This window comes from Klebsiella sp. K47 (assembly GCF_051858335.1).
Lineage (GTDB): Bacteria > Pseudomonadota > Gammaproteobacteria > Enterobacterales > Enterobacteriaceae > Klebsiella > Klebsiella pneumoniae.
In genome coordinates this window covers 117,738-135,077 of record NZ_JBPYUI010000007.1, presented here as the reverse complement: position 1 = coordinate 135,077, position 17,340 = coordinate 117,738, and the positions used below count along the sequence as shown (strand labels likewise).

The 17,340-nt window shown below is 58.8% G+C and carries 19 protein-coding genes; 10 read left to right on the top strand and 9 right to left on the bottom strand.

Going from position 1 to position 17,340, the window contains the following annotated elements:
* The first annotated feature begins 152 nt into the window (after positions 1-152).
* Positions 153-2,273 carry a TonB-dependent siderophore receptor gene (locus tag RRF55_RS09090; RefSeq protein ID WP_064153307.1) on the top strand — a complete coding sequence of 707 codons (2,121 nt, stop codon included), beginning with the start codon at positions 153-155 and terminating at the stop codon, positions 2,271-2,273.
* A gap of 41 nt (positions 2,274-2,314) precedes the next feature.
* On the opposite strand, the gene emtA is transcribed toward RRF55_RS09090, so the two are convergent.
* The gene (gene emtA, locus RRF55_RS09085) at positions 2,315-2,926 is read right to left on the bottom strand and encodes a membrane-bound lytic murein transglycosylase EmtA (RefSeq protein ID WP_002910846.1); all 612 of its coding nucleotides are present in this window, start codon (positions 2,924-2,926) and stop codon (positions 2,315-2,317) included.
* A 175-nt stretch (positions 2,927-3,101) separates the two neighbouring features.
* Here emtA and ldcA point away from each other — a divergent pair, with 175 nt between their 5' ends.
* Together ldcA and RRF55_RS09075 are read left to right on the top strand one after the other, a co-directional pair.
* Positions 3,102-4,016, top strand: a complete 915-nt coding sequence (gene ldcA, locus RRF55_RS09080; protein WP_009484352.1) for a muramoyltetrapeptide carboxypeptidase — start codon at positions 3,102-3,104, stop codon at positions 4,014-4,016.
* 92 nt (positions 4,017-4,108) lie between these two features.
* Entirely contained in the window at positions 4,109-5,842 is a 1,734-nt protein-coding gene (locus RRF55_RS09075) for a potassium/proton antiporter (RefSeq protein WP_002910885.1), read from the top strand.
* Positions 5,843-5,858: 16 nt separating this feature from the next.
* On the opposite strand, the gene dadX is transcribed toward RRF55_RS09075, so the two are convergent.
* The 3 genes from dadX to RRF55_RS09060 form a co-directional block, all read right to left on the bottom strand.
* Positions 5,859-6,929 carry a catabolic alanine racemase DadX gene (dadX, locus tag RRF55_RS09070; RefSeq protein WP_002910887.1) on the bottom strand — a complete coding sequence of 357 codons (1,071 nt, stop codon included), beginning with the start codon at positions 6,927-6,929 and terminating at the stop codon, positions 5,859-5,861.
* A 9-nt stretch (positions 6,930-6,938) separates the two neighbouring features.
* A complete protein-coding gene (locus tag RRF55_RS09065; RefSeq protein ID WP_064153309.1) occupies positions 6,939-8,237 on the bottom strand; it encodes a D-amino acid dehydrogenase in 1,299 nt (432 codons plus the stop codon).
* 98 nt (positions 8,238-8,335) lie between these two features.
* Entirely contained in the window at positions 8,336-8,482 is a 147-nt protein-coding gene (locus tag RRF55_RS09060) for a hypothetical protein (protein WP_064153333.1), read from the bottom strand.
* A 76-nt stretch (positions 8,483-8,558) separates the two neighbouring features.
* Here RRF55_RS09060 and RRF55_RS09055 point away from each other — a divergent pair, with 76 nt between their 5' ends.
* Positions 8,559-10,091 (top strand): SpoVR family protein, encoded by a 1,533-nt coding sequence (locus RRF55_RS09055; protein ID WP_002910889.1) that lies wholly within the window; start codon positions 8,559-8,561, stop codon positions 10,089-10,091.
* 74 nt (positions 10,092-10,165) lie between these two features.
* Here the strand turns inward: RRF55_RS09055 and fadR are convergent, their stop codons facing one another.
* Both fadR and RRF55_RS09045 read right to left on the bottom strand, forming a co-directional pair.
* A complete protein-coding gene (gene fadR, locus RRF55_RS09050; RefSeq protein WP_002910890.1) occupies positions 10,166-10,885 on the bottom strand; it encodes a fatty acid metabolism transcriptional regulator FadR in 720 nt (239 codons plus the stop codon).
* A gap of 80 nt (positions 10,886-10,965) precedes the next feature.
* A complete protein-coding gene (locus RRF55_RS09045) occupies positions 10,966-11,097 on the bottom strand; it encodes a hypothetical protein (RefSeq protein WP_004163532.1) in 132 nt (43 codons plus the stop codon).
* Positions 11,098-11,133: 36 nt separating this feature from the next.
* On the opposite strand from RRF55_RS09045, the gene nhaB reads away from it, so the two are divergent.
* The 3 genes from nhaB (at position 11,134) to RRF55_RS09030 (ending at position 13,851) form a co-directional block, all read left to right on the top strand.
* The gene (nhaB, locus tag RRF55_RS09040; RefSeq protein ID WP_004151442.1) at positions 11,134-12,684 is read left to right on the top strand and encodes a sodium/proton antiporter NhaB; all 1,551 of its coding nucleotides are present in this window, start codon (positions 11,134-11,136) and stop codon (positions 12,682-12,684) included.
* 128 nt (positions 12,685-12,812) lie between these two features.
* Positions 12,813-13,343 carry a disulfide bond formation protein DsbB gene (gene dsbB / locus RRF55_RS09035; protein ID WP_002910894.1) on the top strand — a complete coding sequence of 177 codons (531 nt, stop codon included), beginning with the start codon at positions 12,813-12,815 and terminating at the stop codon, positions 13,341-13,343.
* 163 nt (positions 13,344-13,506) lie between these two features.
* Positions 13,507-13,851, top strand: a complete 345-nt coding sequence (locus RRF55_RS09030) for a DUF1971 domain-containing protein (protein WP_002910895.1) — start codon at positions 13,507-13,509, stop codon at positions 13,849-13,851.
* Positions 13,852-13,857: 6 nt separating this feature from the next.
* Here the strand turns inward: RRF55_RS09030 and RRF55_RS09025 are convergent, their stop codons facing one another.
* The 3 genes from RRF55_RS09025 to RRF55_RS09015 all read right to left on the bottom strand — a co-directional run bounded on the left by RRF55_RS09025 (position 13,858) and on the right by RRF55_RS09015 (position 15,356).
* On the bottom strand, positions 13,858-14,304 hold the full coding sequence (locus RRF55_RS09025) for a YcgN family cysteine cluster protein (RefSeq protein WP_002910896.1): 447 nt from the start codon (positions 14,302-14,304) through the stop codon (positions 13,858-13,860).
* Positions 14,305-14,398: 94 nt separating this feature from the next.
* Positions 14,399-15,058: a fumarylacetoacetate hydrolase family protein gene (locus RRF55_RS09020; RefSeq protein WP_004189297.1), complete on the bottom strand. Its 660-nt coding sequence runs from the start codon at positions 15,056-15,058 to the stop codon at positions 14,399-14,401.
* A gap of 16 nt (positions 15,059-15,074) precedes the next feature.
* The gene (locus RRF55_RS09015; protein ID WP_002910898.1) at positions 15,075-15,356 is read right to left on the bottom strand and encodes a YcgL domain-containing protein; all 282 of its coding nucleotides are present in this window, start codon (positions 15,354-15,356) and stop codon (positions 15,075-15,077) included.
* A 126-nt stretch (positions 15,357-15,482) separates the two neighbouring features.
* Between RRF55_RS09015 and minC the strand changes: the two genes are divergently transcribed.
* From minC to minE, 3 genes are read left to right on the top strand one after another with little or no spacing between them, the layout of a single operon-like run.
* Positions 15,483-16,181, top strand: a complete 699-nt coding sequence (minC, locus tag RRF55_RS09010) for a septum site-determining protein MinC (RefSeq protein ID WP_002910899.1) — start codon at positions 15,483-15,485, stop codon at positions 16,179-16,181.
* Between the two features lie 23 nt (positions 16,182-16,204).
* Positions 16,205-17,017, top strand: a complete 813-nt coding sequence (gene minD, locus RRF55_RS09005; protein ID WP_002910900.1) for a septum site-determining protein MinD — start codon at positions 16,205-16,207, stop codon at positions 17,015-17,017.
* 3 nt (positions 17,018-17,020) lie between these two features.
* The gene (gene minE / locus RRF55_RS09000) at positions 17,021-17,290 is read left to right on the top strand and encodes a cell division topological specificity factor MinE (RefSeq protein ID WP_002910902.1); all 270 of its coding nucleotides are present in this window, start codon (positions 17,021-17,023) and stop codon (positions 17,288-17,290) included.
* Positions 17,291-17,340: the final 50 nt, after the last annotated feature.

Here is a 17,340-nt window from a genome sequence, read left to right as displayed (position 1 = left end):
CCACGCCCTCGCGTTGAACAGGTCACCTTTTCGCTTGATCGCACAAATACAAACAATAATAATTCGCATTACTTTTTAACGAATAATGACAGATTCGTTTTTCACGCGGCGGCGTACAGGAGTACCAGACCGCGTTGGTTCAGGATGATCTTATGAACGTGGCTATTTCTCGAAAACGCCCGGGGCTGCTGTATGCCCTTGCGGTCACACTCCCCTTCACCGCGCAAGCCGAAGAGACGGTGGTGGTCACTGCCACCCCGCCGGCGTCCGCCAGCGCGCCGACGGAGGGCTACAGCGCCAGCACCTCGCTCGGGGCGACGAAAACCGACCAGCCGTTAATCACTACCGCCCAGTCGGTGTCGGTGGTCACCCGCCAGCAGATGGCGGATCAGGGGGCGAATACCATCAGCCAGGCGCTGGAATATACCCCGGGGGTCTACTCCAGCTTCGGCGGCGGCGCCACCCGGTTCGACGCCATCTCCCTGCGCGGCTACCACGGCGGCGACGTCGATAACCTGTTCCTCGACGGCATGCGCCTGATGAGCGACGGCGGCAGCCATAACGTACTGCAAATCGACCCGTGGTTTATCGAACGCGTGGATGTGATCCGCGGCCCCTCCTCCGCGCTCTACGGGCAGAGCGTGCCGGGCGGCGTGGTCAACCTGACTTCCAAACGTCCGCAGTTCAGCCAGCAGGGCCACATCCGCCTGACCGGCGGCACGCAAAATACCAAAGGCGCGGCCTTCGATTACACCGACGCCATCAATGACCAGTGGGCATGGCGGCTGATCGGGATGACCCGCAGCAACGACACGCAGTATGACCATACCCGCGAAGAGCGCTACGCGATTTCGCCTTCCCTGCTGTGGCAGCCGGACAGCGACACCTCGCTGCTGCTGCGCGCCTATCTGCAAAAAGATCCTTCCGGCGGCTACCACGGCTCTTTGCCGCTGGAAGGCACCCGCTACGCGCACAATGGCCGTAAACTCTCCCCCAGCACCAACGAAGGCGATCCGGGAGATGGCTATCAACGCCGCCAGCAGATCTACAGCTATGAGTTTGACCACCAGTTCACCGACGTCTGGTCGGTCTATTCCGCCGGGAGCTACACCCATACCAACGTCTCCCTCGATCAGGTCTACCAGGTCGGCTGGATAGATGACAGCGACATGCTGGCCCGCGGCTACAGCGGTTCGCGCGGTTCGCTGGACGGCTGGTCAACCGATAACCGCCTGCGCGCCGATTTCAATACAGGCGACCTGGCGCACACCCTGATCCTCGGCGCCGAATATCATCGCTTCCGTAACGACCTGTGGACCGGCGCCGGCGGCGCGGCGCCCCTTAACCCGTTTAGCGGCTATACCGCGCAGACCGGACATACCGTTACCTACAGCGACGACAATAATCGCCGCTATTACCAGACCGGGCTGTATCTGCAGGATGAGATGGTCTGGAACCGCTGGCATGTGGATGTTTCCGCCCGCTACGACCGCATCGTTTCCCAGCAGGTCAGCGATACCCAGGGGACCTCAAACCGCCGTTCAGACGACCATATCAGCGGCCGCGCCTCGCTGTTGTACGCCCTGGACAACGGTCTGTCGCCCTACCTGAGCTACAGCCAGGCGATCACTCCGGCGATGCTGCCGGGCGCGGACGGCAAACCGTTGAAACCGACCACCGCCGAACAGGTTGAAGCCGGCCTGAAGTTCCAGCCGCCGGGCAGCAGCGATCTCTATAGCATCGCGATTTACGACCTGACGCAAAAGGATGTCGCCACTCGCGACCCGAACATCGCCACCGCCACCTATATTCCGGCGGGTAAGGTCCATTCCCAGGGCGTTGAGCTGGAAGCGCACCACCAGATCACCCCGCAGCTGAGTACTATCGCCTCGTATACCTGGAATCGTCTGCGTTTCCAGGACACCAAAGACGGGACCGACAATAACACGCCGCAGCTGACCCCGGATCAGATGGCCTCCTTCTGGGCGCGCTATCAGTTCCCGGCGGGGATCTCCGTTGGCGCCGGCGTCCGCTACATCGGTAAACAGTGGGCGGATGATGCCAACACCGCGCGGCTGCCGTCGGTCACGCTGATGGACGCCATGATGCGGGCCGACCTCGGCGTCTGGTCGCCAACGCTGAAAGGCGCTTATGTGCAGGTTAACGCCAACAATATCGGCGACCGCGAGTATATTTCCGGCTGCTATGGCACCGGCAACTGTTACTGGGGAGCAGAGCGCAGCGTTATAGCCACCGTGGGCTACGATTTCTGAGGACGTGGCCTCCGGGAGACTACCGGAGGCCAAACGAGGGATTACATGGCGTCCAGCGCTTTCTGTAGTTTCCAGATATAGCGCGGCGCCTGCGGTGCCGGGTGTTTTTTCACCACATGTTCGAAGAACTCATCGGCGTCGAGATCGTTAATCTCCTCGATGGCGTCCTGGCGGTTCGAGGAGAAGGTACGCAGCAGCGCGCCAGCGCCGTTGGCATAGGAGACCACCACCGCATAGCGCATCACCTGCGGGTCTTTGATCCCCGCCAGCGGACCGTTCTCCAGAATGCTCAGATAGGCGGCCCCCATCGAGATATTACGTTCCGGGTTTTTCAGCTCACTGACCGACGGCTCGCCGCGCCACCCCATCCGCCGATAGACATCGCGTCCGGAGGTCGACGGCTTGAGCTGCATCAGCCCGACGGCGCCGGATTTACTCACCACCGCAGGATTACCACCCGACTCGATGGCGATGATCGCCGTGATCAGCTGCGGATCCACGCCCCAGGCGGCGCCGGCTTTTTCACTGATCGGCATCCACTGCATCGCCCGCTTCACCGGGACCTCGGGGTTCCACGGCGGGTTAGTGTAATCATGTTTCGAACTACAACCGGCCAGAAAAACGACTAAAATAAGCAACCATCTCAATTTCACACATCTATCCTTATCTACCCAAACGCCATCATGCTGCAGAACGACGGCCGCGGTACGTCTCCCGCCTGCCGACAACCTGAAGGATGACGGGTGCGGACTGAAGTTAGCCACCTGGAGATGACAATCGCCATTCCAGGCGGCATCATAACCCTTTCATTCATAGCAAGGAATTATCATGTCTCAGTTTTATCTGGTCGCGCCATCCGGGTATTGCATCAACCAGCAGGCGGCAGCCCGCGGCGTCGAGCGTCTGCAGCAGGCCGGACACGAGGTGGCCCACCAGCAGGTCATTCCCCGCCGGCAGCAGCGTTTCGCCGGGACTGAACATGAACGGCTGGCCGATATTAACCAGCTGGCCCAGTTGCCCGGCCGCAACCGGATCGTCCTCGCCGTGCGCGGCGGCTACGGCGCCAGTCGCCTGCTGCCGCATATCGACTGGCAGGGGCTGGTTGCCCGCCAGCAGCGCGACCCGCTGCTGATTTGCGGCCACAGCGATTTCACCGCTATCCAGTCGGGCCTGCTGGCCATGGGCAACGTCATCACCTTCAGCGGGCCAATGCTCGCCGGCAACTTCGGCGCGGAGACCCTCGACCCGTTTACCGAGCACCATTTCTGGCAGGCGCTACGCCAGCCGGAATTCACCCTCGAATGGCCGGGCGAAGGGCCGAACTGCCGGGTGGAAGGCACCCTGTGGGGGGGAAATCTGGCGATGCTGACCTCGCTTATCGGCACGCCGTGGCTGCCGGCGATCCGCGACGGCATCCTGGTGGTGGAGGATATCAACGAGCACCCGTTCCGCGTCGAGCGCATGCTGCTTCAGCTGTTGCACAGCGGCGTGCTGGCGGCGCAGAAAGCGGTGATCTTCGGCAGCTTCACCGGCAGCGCGCCGAACGACTATGACGCGGGATACGATTTGCCGCAGGTTTTTGATTATCTGCGCCAACAGCTCCCCCTGCCGCTGATTAGCGGACTGGAGTTTGGCCACGAGCAGCGCACGGTGACCCTGCCGCTGGGCGCCCGCGCGCGCCTGGTGAATCAGGCGGCGGCCACCACCCTGACGATCGGCGGCCATCCGGTGCTGACAGAATAAATTTCCCGAACGCATAGGCGGATCCCCTGCGAATTGTTAAAATAGTGTCACTTTTAGCCATTTTTTCACGCCAGTCAGGGAGTACGTGAACATTGGACGCCGCTGCGGTCATTAGTCTGTTTATTCTGGGTTCTGTTTTAGTAACCTGCAGTATCTTATTGAGCTCCTTTTCTTCGCGCCTTGGCATCCCGATTCTGGTCATCTTTCTGGCCATCGGGATGCTGGCAGGCATTGACGGCATCGGCGGCATCCCCTTCGACAATTACCCCTTCGCCTATATGGTGAGTAACCTGGCGCTGGCGGTGATCCTGCTGGATGGCGGGATGCGCACCCAGGCCAGCTCCTTTCGCGTCGCGCTGTGGCCCGCGCTGTCGCTGGCGACGGTTGGGGTGCTGATCACCTCGGCGCTGACCGGGATGATGGCGGCCTGGTTGTTCAAGCTGGATCTGATCGAAGGCCTGCTGATCGGCGCCATTGTCGGCTCCACCGACGCCGCGGCGGTCTTCTCGCTGCTCGGCGGCAAGGGGCTCAACGAGCGCGTCGGCTCGACGCTGGAGATAGAGTCAGGCAGTAACGACCCGATGGCGGTCTTCCTGACCATCACCCTGATCGAAATGATCCAGCAGCACCAAACCGGCCTCAGCTGGATGTTCGCCGTGCATATCATTCAGCAGTTCGGCCTCGGGATCGCCATCGGCCTCGGCGGCGGCTACCTGCTGCTGCAGATGATTAACCGCATCGTGCTGCCCGCCGGCCTCTATCCGCTGCTGGCGCTGAGCGGCGGGATCATGATTTTTGCCGTCACCACCTCCCTCGACGGCAGCGGTATCCTCGCCGTCTATCTCTGCGGCTTTCTGCTGGGCAACCGGCCGATCCGCAACCGGCACGGCATCCTGCAGAACTTCGACGGCCTGGCGTGGCTGGCGCAGATCGCCATGTTCCTGGTGCTGGGCCTGCTGGTGACGCCCTCCGACCTGCTGCCGATCGCTATCCCGGCGCTGCTGCTGTCGATGTGGATGATATTCATTGCCCGGCCCCTGTCGGTGTTTGCCGGCCTGCTGCCGTTTCGCGGCTTTAACCTGCGCGAACGGGTGTTTATCAGCTGGGTTGGCCTGCGCGGCGCGGTGCCCATTATTCTCGCGGTGTTCCCGATGATGGCCGGCCTGGACAACGCCCGCCTGTTCTTCAATGTCGCCTTCTTCGTGGTGCTGGTATCGCTGCTGCTGCAGGGCACTTCGCTGTCGTGGGCGGCGAAAAAAGCCAAAGTGGTGGTGCCGCCCATCAGCTGGCCCATCTCCCGCGTCGGGCTGGATATTCACCCGGAAAACCCGTGGGAGCAGTTTGTCTACCAGCTGGGGGCCGATAAGTGGTGCATCGGCGCGGCGCTGCGCGACTTGCACATGCCACCGGAGACGCGGATTGCCGCGCTGTTTCGCAACAATGTCCTGCTGCACCCCACCGGCAGCACCCGCCTGCGGGAAGGCGATATCCTGTGCGTTATTGGTCGGGAGCACGACCTGCCGGCGCTCGGCAAAATGTTCAGCCAGTCGCCGCCGGTGGCGCTCGATCAGCGCTTTTTCGGCGACTTCATTCTTGATGCTGAGGCCCGCTTCGCCGATGTGGCGCAAATCTACGGTCTCGACGGCGGTGAGGAGTTCCGCGAGCATCAGCAGTCGCTCGGGGAAGTGGTGCAGCAGCTGCTGGGCGCCGCGCCGGTGGTGGGCGACCAGGTGGAGTTCGCCGGGATGGTGTGGACGGTAGCTGAAAAAGAGAACGATCACGTGCTGAAGGTTGGGGTGCGGGTCGCGGAAGACGAGGCGGAGTGATCCGCCCCGGAATAGGTTACAGGGTCACAACTGGCACCCGCGGCGCCAGGGCGCACATCAGCTCATAGCCGACGGTGCCGCTGCTGGCCGCCACGTCGTCGATTTTAATCTCTTTGCCCCACAGCTCGACCGGCGCGCCGATCCCGGCCTGCGGACAAGGCGTTAAATCGACCGCCAGCATATCCATCGACACGCGTCCCACGGTAGTGGTACGTACGCCATCCACCAGCACCGGCGTGCCGCTCGGCGCCACCCGCGGGTAGCCATCGGCATAGCCGCAGGCGACGATGCCGATCCGCTGCTCCTGGGTGGTGCGGTACAGGCCGCCATAGCCAATCGCCTCGCCGGGACGCAGGTTCTGCACGCCGATGATCTCGCTGCGCAGCGTCATGACCGGCTTCAGCCCGGTGTTGGCGATGTCCTGCCACTGCCCGGAAGGCGACGCGCCATACAGCACGATGCCTGGACGAACCCAGTCAAAATGCGCTTCCGGATGCCAGAGGGTCGCCGCCGAGTTGGCCAGCGAGCGCGGGCAATCCAGCCCCTCCGCCGCCTGTTCGATACGGCGCATCGGCTCGACAATTCCCTGCGGGTTCTCCGCCTCCGCGAAGTGCGACATCAGCGTCATCTCGCCGACGTTGCTTATCGCCCGCAGCTGCTGCCAGACGGTGTGGACCCGCTCAGGCATAAAGCCCAACCGGTTCATGCCGCTGTTCACCTTGAGATAGATATCCAGCGGCGCGCGCAGCTTCGCCTGCTGCAGGGCCTTAATCTGCCAGTTGCTGTGGACGCTGGTGGTTAAACGATATTGATCCAGCACCGCCAGCTCATCGGCATGGAAGAAGCCCTCCAGCAGCAGGATCGGGCCTTTCCAGCCCTGCTCGCGCAGCAGGATCGCCTCTTCCAGGTTGAGCAAGGCGAAACCATCCGCCGCGCTTAACGCACTCCATACGCGCGCCACGCCGTGGCCGTAGGCGTTGGCCTTGACCACCGCCCACAGGCGCGACCCGGGGGCCGCGCGACGCACTATCTGTAAATTCTGCCGCAAGGCCAGCAGGTCGATGCTGGCCACTACCGGACGGGTCATGCAAGCTCCTTAGTTGTGTGCGCCGTGCAGGTGCTGCGGGCGCGCCGGGGTAAAACCGGGGCTGTAGCGGGCAACCGCCAGATCGTCGTAAGGGATCGCCGGCGTGCGGCCGGAGATCAGATCGCTGATAAGCTGCCCGGAGCCGCAGGCCATGGTCCAGCCAAGCGTGCCGTGGCCGGTGTTGAGCCACAGATTTTTATACGCTGTGCGGCCGACCACCGGCGTGCCGTCCGGCGTCATCGGCCGCAGGCCCGTCCAGAACGTCGCCTGCTCCACGTGGCCGCCGCGCGGGAACAGATCGCGCACCACCATCTCCAGGGTTTCGCGACGCGGCTGCAGCAGCGCTTTGTTAAAACCGACGATCTCCGCCATGCCGCCGACCCGAATGCGCTGATCGAAGCGGGTGATGGCGATTTTGTAAGTCTCATCAAGGATAGTGGAAACCGGCGCGCCGTCCTCCTGAGCGATCGGAATAGTCAATGAGTAGCCTTTCAGCGGGTAGACCGGTATATCCACCAGCCCTTTAAGCATCGCCGTCGAGTAGGAGCCGAAGGCCATCACATAGGCGTCGCCCTTAATAATCTCATCGCCGCATTTCACCCGGGCAATGCGATCGCCCTCGTGCAGCAGCGCATCCACTGCGGTGTTGAAGCGGAAGGTCACGCCGGCCTGTTCCGCCATTGCCGCCAAACGGGTAGTAAACAGCTGGCAGTCGCCGGTTTCATCATTTGGCAGGCGCAGGCCGCCGGTCAGTTTGTGGCTGACCTCCGCCAGCGCCGGCTCCACCTCCGCCAACCGCTTCGCTTCCAGCAGCTGATACGGCACGCCGGCGTCCTCCAGCACCGCGATGTCGCGGGTGGCATTTTCATACTGTTTGGCGGTACGGAACAGCTGCAGCGTCCCGCCCTGGCGCCCTTCATACTGAATGCCGGTGGTGTCGCGCAGCGCCTTCAGGCAGTCGCGGCTGTACTCCGCCAGGCGCACCATACGGCCTTTGTTCTCCATATAGTGGCGGGTGTCGCAGTTGCGCAGCATCTGCCACATCCACTTCAACTGGAACGAGGTGCCGTCAAGACCGATCGCCAGCGGCGCATGGCGCTGAAACATCCATTTGATCGCCTTCAGCGGCACCCCCGGCGCCGCCCAGGGCGCCGCATAGCCGGGAGAAATCTGCCCGGCGTTGGCCGCGCTGGTCTCCTCTGCCGGACCGGGCTGACGGTCGATGACCGTCACGTCATGACCCGCCTGACTCAAATACCACGCGCTGGCTACCCCAACCACCCCACTTCCCAGTATGACGACACGCATAGCGACTCCGTAACAGTTAAAGAACAATCATCTAATTACAAATTGATAACTCAGTTGAAAATATTATTCAACATACGCTTTATTTATGGTGACTTAACTCACAGCAAACCGCACCAGCCCTGCGCTGTGAGATTTACGATCTCATGCTGCTCTTTATTTTTACCCAGCATTAAATTCTGCAAAAAAGGCAAAAAAACGGCTTTGAGATGGGGAAATCGCGAAGAAAAGCGATTGGCGTACAGCACAGTTTGCTGCACCGTGTTCTATGCTTGTTTAGAGGTTTTCCGTTCAGAGAAAACCAACAACAACGAGGGCGCGCTAATGGCTACGATTGACTCCATGAACAGGGACACCACCCGTTTAAGCGATGGACCCGACTGGACGTTCGAGTTACTGGAAACCTACCTGGCCGAAGTGGACCGGGTCGCCAAGCTCTATCGTCTTGACACCTACCCGCACCAGATCGAAGTCATTACTTCCGAGCAGATGATGGACGCCTACTCCAGCGTCGGCATGCCCATCAACTATCCGCACTGGTCGTTTGGCAAAAAATTTATTGAGACCGAGCAGGCCTATAAGCACGGTCAGCAGGGTCTGGCGTATGAGATAGTCATCAACTCCAACCCCTGTATCGCCTACCTGATGGAGGAAAACACCATCACCATGCAGGCGCTGGTGATGGCCCATGCCTGCTACGGGCATAACTCGTTTTTTAAAAATAACTATCTGTTTCGCAGCTGGACCGACGCCAGCTCGATCATCGACTATCTGATCTTTGCCCGTAAGTACATCACCGAGTGCGAAGAGCGCTATGGCGTCGACGAAGTAGAGAAACTGCTCGACTCCTGCCACGCGCTGATGAACTACGGCGTCGACCGCTATAAACGTCCGCAAAAAATCTCTCTGCAGGAGGAGAAAGCGCGGCAGAAAAGCCGGGAAGAGTATCTGCAAAGCCAGGTGAATATGCTGTGGCGCACCCTGCCGAAGCGCGAAGAGGAAAAAGCGATTGAATCCGCTCGTCGCTACCCTTCCGAACCGCAGGAGAACCTGCTGTACTTTATGGAGAAGAACGCCCCGCTGCTCGAACCGTGGCAGCGCGAGATCCTGCGCATCGTGCGTAAAGTCAGCCAGTATTTCTACCCGCAGAAACAGACCCAGGTGATGAACGAGGGGTGGGCCACCTTCTGGCACTACACCATCCTCAACCATCTCTACGATGAAGGGAAAGTGACTGAGCGCTTTATGCTGGAGTTTCTCCACAGCCATACCAACGTGGTGTTCCAGCCGCCGTACAACAGTCCGTGGTACAGCGGGATTAACCCCTACGCGCTGGGCTTCGCCATGTTCCAGGACATCAAGCGCATCTGTCAGTCGCCCACGGAAGAGGATAAGTACTGGTTTCCCGATATCGCCGGTTCTGACTGGCTGGAAACGCTGCATTTCGCCATGCGCGACTTTAAGGATGAAAGCTTTATCAGTCAGTTCCTGTCGCCGAAGATCATGCGCGATTTCCGCTTCTTTACCGTGCTCGACGACGATCACAACAATTATCTGGAGATCTCGGCGATTCACAACGAAGAGGGCTATCGCGAGATCCGCAATAAGCTCTCCGCGCAGTATAACCTCAGCAATCTTGAGCCGAATATCCAGGTGTGGAACGTTGACCTGCGCGGCGACCGATCGCTGACCTTGCGCTATGTGCCGCACAACCGCGTCCCGCTGGACAAAGGCCGGCGCGAAGTGCTGAAACATGTGCATCGTCTGTGGGGGTTCGATGTGCTGCTGGAGCAGCAGAACGCCGACGGCAGCATTGAGCTGTTGGACCGCTGCCCGGCGCGGCCGAACGCGCTATAGCATTGCGGGGCGAGTAAAATAACAAAGGGGGCCATTGGCCCCCTTGTTCTGTATATCGATCGCGAAAAGCCCGCTTAACGCATATTCATGGCTAAATCACCGGGCAGCGATTTCTGCATCCGGTGCCAGATCTCGCCGCTGTCATGGCCGTAGCGACGAACCAGCTCGTAAACCTGGTCATGCAGGCCAGCCTCACACACTTTCGCCAGCTGATGATAGAAACCGAGCGCCAGGCTGCGCGCTTCCGGGCTGGAGAAATAGTGGCGGCCGATGCGGGTATACAACCCCTTCATGCCGTTGAGGATCAGACCGTAGATCGGGTTGCCGGAGGCAAACGCCAGACCACGGAAAATATTATAATCAAGCTCGGCGAAGGCGTCGGCGTGATCCTCCACCTCCCGGGCGCTGTCCAGGACCGCCAGCGCTTTATCCGGATGCTGGCGAAACGCGGTGCGGATAAAAATCGTGGAAATGTTGGTGCGCACGGAGAGCAGATTATCAATCAACTGCGGTACGCTGTCGTGATCGAGGCGCGCCAGCGTTTCGAGGATATTCAGGCCTGAGGTTTCCCAAAAGTTATTCACTTTAGTGGGCTTACCATGCTGAATGGTCAGCCAGCCGTCACGGGCCAGACGCTGCAATACTTCGCGCAGGGTTGTGCGGGTGACACCGATCAGCTCAGAAAGCTCGCGTTCAGCGGGGAGAATCGATCCGGGAGGGAAGCGGTTATTCCAGATACTCTCAATGATGTACTCTTCCGCGAAACCCGCAGGGCTCTGCGCCTTAATGACCATAGTAAGATTTCCATTACACAGCGTTACAATTGCACTCATCATACCAGAGCCGCTATAGCGCAGATAGCATGGCAAGTGAATTAAAAAGGGATCGCCGTTTCATTTTCCGCTTTTACTTTGCGCTTTTCCTTATCTTCACAAACCGCCAGCGCGGCGCGAAGAAAGTTGCTTCTCATTTTGCTCAACTGGTACTCTTGCCAATCGTTATGCACAAAACCATGCACTCATTGACGGGGAAGGATTCTGTCGTGGAAATTTCTTATGGCCGCGCGCTGTGGCGCAATTTTCTTGGCCAGTCGCCGGACTGGTACAAGCTGGCATTAATCATTTTCTTAATCGTAAATCCGCTGGTGTTCGCCGTGGCGCCGTTTGTCGCCGGCTGGCTGCTGGTGGTCGAGTTTATCTTTACCCTCGCCATGGCGCTGAAGTGCTATCCGCTGCTGCCGGGTGGTCTGCTGGCTATCGAGGCGCTGCTGATCGGCATGACCAGCCCGGCGCACGTGCGGGACGAGATCGCCGGCAATCTGGAGGTGCTGCTCCTGCTGATGTTCATGGTGGCGGGTATCTACTTTATGAAACAGCTTTTGCTGTTCGTGTTTACGCGCCTGCTGCTGGGGATCCGCAGCAAAATGCTGCTATCGCTGGCCTTCTGCCTGGCGGCCGCCTTCCTCTCGGCCTTTCTCGATGCGCTGACGGTGGTGGCGGTAGTGATCAGCGTCGCCGTCGGGTTCTACGGCATCTATCACCGCGTCGCCTCGGCGCGCCCGGACGATAGCGACCTGCTCGATGACAGCCATATCGAGCAGCACTACCGTGAAGTGCTGGAGCAGTTCCGCGGCTTTCTGCGCAGCCTGATGATGCACGCCGGCGTCGGGACCGCGCTCGGCGGCGTCATGACCATGGTCGGCGAGCCGCAAAACCTGATTATCGCCAAAGCCGCGGGCTGGCATTTTGGCGAGTTCTTTCTTCGCATGGCGCCCGTGACCCTGCCGGTGATGGTCTGCGGTCTGTTAACCTGTCTGCTGGTCGAAAAGTATCGCCTGTTTGGCTACGGCGAACCGCTACCGCCGACGGTGCGCAAGGTGCTGCAGGAGTTTGACGATCGCAGCCGCGCCCAGCGCAGCCGTCAGGAGCGACTGCGGCTGATTGCCCAGGCGCTCATTGGCGTTTGGCTGATCGTGGCCCTGGCTTTTCACCTGGCTGAGGTCGGCCTGATTGGCCTGTCGGTGATCATTCTCGCCACCACCTTTACCGGCGTTACCGATGAGCACGCCATTGGCAAGGCGTTCACCGAGGCGCTGCCCTTTACCGCGCTGCTGACGGTCTTCTTCTCCATCGTCGCGGTTATCATCGATCAGCAGCTGTTCACGCCGGTGATCGAGTTTGTCCTGCAGGCCTCGCCGCACGCGCAGCTGTCGCTGTTTTATCTGTTCAACGGCCTGCTGTCGTCCATTTCGGATAACGTGTTTGTCGGCACGGTCTACATCAACGAAGCGAAAGCGGCGCTCGAACATGGCGCCATCAGCCTGCCCCAGTTTGAGATGCTGGCGGTAGCGATCAACACCGGCACCAACCTGCCCTCGGTGGCCACCCCGAACGGCCAGGCGGCGTTTCTCTTCCTGCTGACTTCCGCCCTGGCGCCGCTTATTAGGCTCTCCTATGGCCGTATGGTGTGGATGGCGCTGCCCTACACCATCGTACTGACGCTGGTCGGCCTGTTATGCGTCGAGTTCACCCTGATGCCAGTCACCGACTGGCTGCTGGCGCACGGCTGGCTGGTGACGCCCACCCTGCCCTGAGTCAGTTTTTGCCCGGGTTCGCCCGGGCGCATCAATAACCCGTTACGGAATATTTTCCGCCGCGCCTCTGGCGTCGGTTCGGTTTTCGTTTACACTGCCATGATTTAGCATCTTCCAGGGAAATGATTATGTTGCAATATTTAAACCAGTGCTCAAGAGGACGCGGTGCCTGGCTCCTGATGGCGTTGACCGCTTTTATTCTCGAACTAGTCGCGCTGTGGTTCCAGCACGTGATGCTGCTGCAGCCGTGTGTCATGTGTATTTACGAACGCTGCGCGCTGTTCGGCATCATGGGCGCGGGACTGGTGGGCGCTATCGCCCCCAAAACGCCGCTGCGCTATGTCGCCATGGCAATCTGGTTGTACAGCGCGATACGCGGACTACAGCTGGCGTGGGAGCATACGATGATCCAGCTGCACCCTTCACCGTTCCAGACCTGCGATTTCGCCGCCCGCTTCCCAACCTGGCTGCCTCTGGATAAATGGCTGCCGCAGGTTTTCGTTGCGTCCGGAGACTGTTCAGTACGTCAGTGGCAGTTCCTGTCGCTGGAGATGCCGCAATGGCTGGTGGGGATTTTCGCCGCCTATCTGCTGGTCGCTATTCTGGTGATCGTTGCTCAGCCTTTCAAAGCGAAAAAACGCGATCTGTTTGGTCGTTAAGCCGCGGCGAGTACAGCCCACAATGAAACGCCCTGCGGGGCGTTTTTTTATGCCTCCTGCGCATCGCTGAATCGTTTCCCGTCTATGGTTGACCTCTATGGTTGACCATAGCCATTAAAAGGTGCATATTAAATACATCTTTTAAAACCCCACAGGAGCTCACATGTCATCTTTACTGATCCCCGCAGACTGGAAAGTTAAACGCTCCACCCCATTCTTTACCAAAGAGAATGTCCCTGCCGCCCTGCTGAGCCACCACAACACCGCGGCTGGCGTCTTCGGCCAGCTGTGCGTCATGGAGGGCACGGTCACCTATTACGGTTTTGCCAATGAACAAGCGACGGAGCCGGAGAAAAAAGTCGTGATTCATGCCGGGCAGTTTGCTACCAGTCCGCCGCAGTACTGGCACCGCGTCGAACTCAGTGACGACGCCCGCTTCAATATTCACTTCTGGGTGGCGGAAGAAACCGACGGTGAAAACGGGCTGTTCCACGCGAAGAAAGCGTGACGGCGCTTAGCGCGCCCTGTCAGGCAGATTAAGGATATGGTCCTGCCAGTCGACCACCGTAGACTCAGGCACTGCAATATGGCGAACGGAGATGCGTTCGCCGTGCATCGCCGCTTTTGAGCCAGTCAGCAGCGGGTGCCAGGCCGGCAGAGGCTTGCCTTCCGCCAGCAGGCGATAGGCACAGGTCGGCGGCAGCCATTCGAAGGTCGGCAGATTTTCGCGGGTAAGCTTGATGCAGTCCGGCTCATACTCAAAGCGACGCGCGTAGTTACGACACTGGCAGGTTTTGATATTGAGCTGACGACAGGCGACGTTGGTGAAGTAGATCTCGTCAGTGTCTTCATCCATCAGCTTGTGCAGGCAGCACTGGCCGCAGCCGTCACACAGCGATTCCCACTCCGCGTCGCTCATGTCATCCAGTGTTTTTTGTTGCCAGAAAGGTTGTTCGCTCATCGGAGTGTCCGTCGTTGCCAGTTAAGGGTGCACCTTATAACCAGTCTGGCACGCCGATGCAAGTTTTGCCGCCCCAAAAGGCGGCAAATAGCGCTTACAGCACGCGGGTAGTGAGCGCCAGGCCGTTGAAGCCGACCTCCAGCTCGTCACCGCTGTGCAGCGGCCCCACGCCTTCCGGGGTGCCGGTGAGGATCACATCCCCGGCTTTGAGGGTAAAGAAGCGCGACATATAGGCGATCAGCGGCACAATCTTATGGATCATGTCGGCAGTGGTGCCCTGCTGGCGCACTTCGCCATTAATCTTCAGGCTTAACGACGTATTCTGCGGGTCGCCGTGGAACTCAGCGGCCGGGATAAAGCCGGAGATCGGACAGGCGTTATCGAAGCCTTTGGCCTTCTCCCAGGGTTGTCCCGCTTTTTTCATTTTCGCCTGCAGGTCGCGCAGCGTGAGATCCAGCGCGACGCCATAGCCGGCAATCCCTTTCAGCACATGCTCTTCCGTCGCCTGACGCAGCGTGCTGCCGATAAGCACCGCCAGCTCGACTTCGTGATGCACCGAGCCCAGCCCCTCAGGAAGCACCAACGGCTGACGAAGATCGCACAGCGCAGTCTCAGGTTTAATAAACAGCACCGGCTCTTCCGGCGTCGCACTGCCCATTTCCTTGATGTGTTTCGCATAATTACTGCCGACGCAAACCACTTTGCTTACTGGATAATCCAGAAGCGCACCCTGCCAGTTATGATGTTGGTACATTATTTTCCCTCGTGGGTTAATCGGATTGTTTCCCCTGTTCCGCCAGGTGTTTCTTTAGTAGATTTTCAGACGGCGGAGGCAGTTGCAGGTAATAGCCCTGTTCGCTTAACGCCTGTTTCACTTTTTCCAGATCGGCGTTAACCAGTTTTTTGCGCCCATCCAGCGGCAGCAGCATCGCCATTTGCGGCGTGCCAAAGCTGCGCATTAGCTCGTCAGGAACGCGCGAGAAATCGTCCTTTTTTTCGACGTATAAATAGGTTTGTTCACGTTTAGTACTTCGATAGATCACACAAAACATAGTTTTACTCGGAATTAGACCCGTGGTCACTTGCCTCAATATATGAGTGACTATAACATGCCTTTTAGTCTTCGGAATATCACCGCACTTCGGCGGTTGATAAACAGCAAATTGAGTAAGGCCAGGATGTCAAATACGCCAATCGAACTTAAAGGCAGTAGCTTCACGTTATCTGTCGTTCATTTGCACGATGCAAATCCCGAGGTTATTCGTCAGGCGTTAGAAGACAAAATCGCCCAGGCTCCCGCTTTTTTACGTCATGCTCCGGTGGTGGTGAATATCGCCAGCATCGAGGAGGAGGTGGAATGGCGCGCCATCAACGAGGCTATCGCCGCGACCGGTTTACGTATTATGGGCGTTAGCGGATGCAAAATTCCGCGCCTGAAAACCGAAATCGACCGCGCCGGCATCCCGTTATTAACCGAAGGGAAAGAAAAAGCCTCTCGTCCGGCACCGTCCGAACCCACCCCGCCGCCGCCAGTTGCTAGTCAGATCACAAAAACGCGTTTGATTGATCAGCCGGTACGTTCCGGTCAGCGCATTTATGCGCCACACTGTGATCTTATTGTTACAAATCATGTGAGTGCCGGTGCGGAACTTATCGCTGACGGAAATATCCATGTATATGGCATGATGCGAGGACGCGCGCTGGCAGGCGCCGGTGGCGACAGAGACGCCCAGATATTTTGTACCCACCTTGCGGCGGAGCTGGTCTCCATCGCCGGGGAATATTGGCTGAGCGATAACATCCCGGCCGAATTTTATGGCAAAGCGGCGCGCCTGCGTTTAGGTGAAAGCGCTTTGGCAATTCAACCGTTAAATTAATCCCTTTTTAACAAGGAATTTCTATGGCACGCATTATTGTTGTGACTTCGGGTAAAGGGGGCGTTGGCAAGACCACCTCCAGCGCGGCCATCGCTACAGGTTTGGCCCAGAAGGGAAAGAAAACCGTCGTTATCGACTTCGACATCGGCCTGCGTAACCTCGACCTGATTATGGGCTGCGAACGTCGCGTCGTTTATGATTTCGTCAACGTCATTCAGGGCGATGCCACACTGAACCAGGCGCTGATTAAAGATAAGCGCACGGAAAATCTCTACATTCTCCCGGCTTCCCAGACCCGGGATAAAGACGCTCTGACTCGCGAAGGCGTCGACAAGGTTCTCGAAGAACTGAAGAAAATGGAATTCGATTTCATCGTCTGTGATTCCCCGGCAGGCATTGAAACCGGTGCGCTGATGGCGCTTTACTTTGCTGATGAAGCCATCATCACCACTAACCCGGAAGTCTCCTCCGTTCGCGACTCCGACCGTATCCTTGGCATTCTCGCCTCTAAATCCCGCCGCGCGGAAAATGGCGAAGAGCCAATCAAAGAGCATCTGCTGCTGACCCGCTACAATCCAGGCCGCGTTAATAAAGGCGATATGCTGAGCATGGAAGACGTGCTGGAAATTCTGCGCATCAACCTGGTAGGCGTGATCCCGGAAGACCAGTCAGTCCTGCGCGCATCCAACCAGGGTGAGCCGGTGATCCTCGATGCCGCCTCGGACGCAGGCAAAGCCTATGCCGATACCGTTGAACGTCTGCTCGGAGAAGAACGCCCTTTCCGCTTCATTGAAGAAGAGAAGAAAGGATTCCTCAAACGCCTGTTCGGAGGATAAATTATGGCTTTACTCGACTTTTTTCTCTCGCGAAAAAAGAACACGGCTAATATTGCGAAAGAACGCCTGCAAATCATCGTCGCCGAGCGCCGCCGCGGAGACGCGGAGCCGCATTACCTGCCGCAGTTACGCAAAGATATCCTGGAAGTGATCTGTAAATACGTACAGATCGACCCGGAGATGGTCAGCGTGCAGCTGGAGCAGCGGGACGGGGATATATCCATTCTTGAGCTGAACGTGACCCTACCCGAAACGGAAGAGTCGAAATCCTGACCTGTCGCGCTATCGCGAAAAAAAACCGGCTACGCCACGCGCCGCCGGTT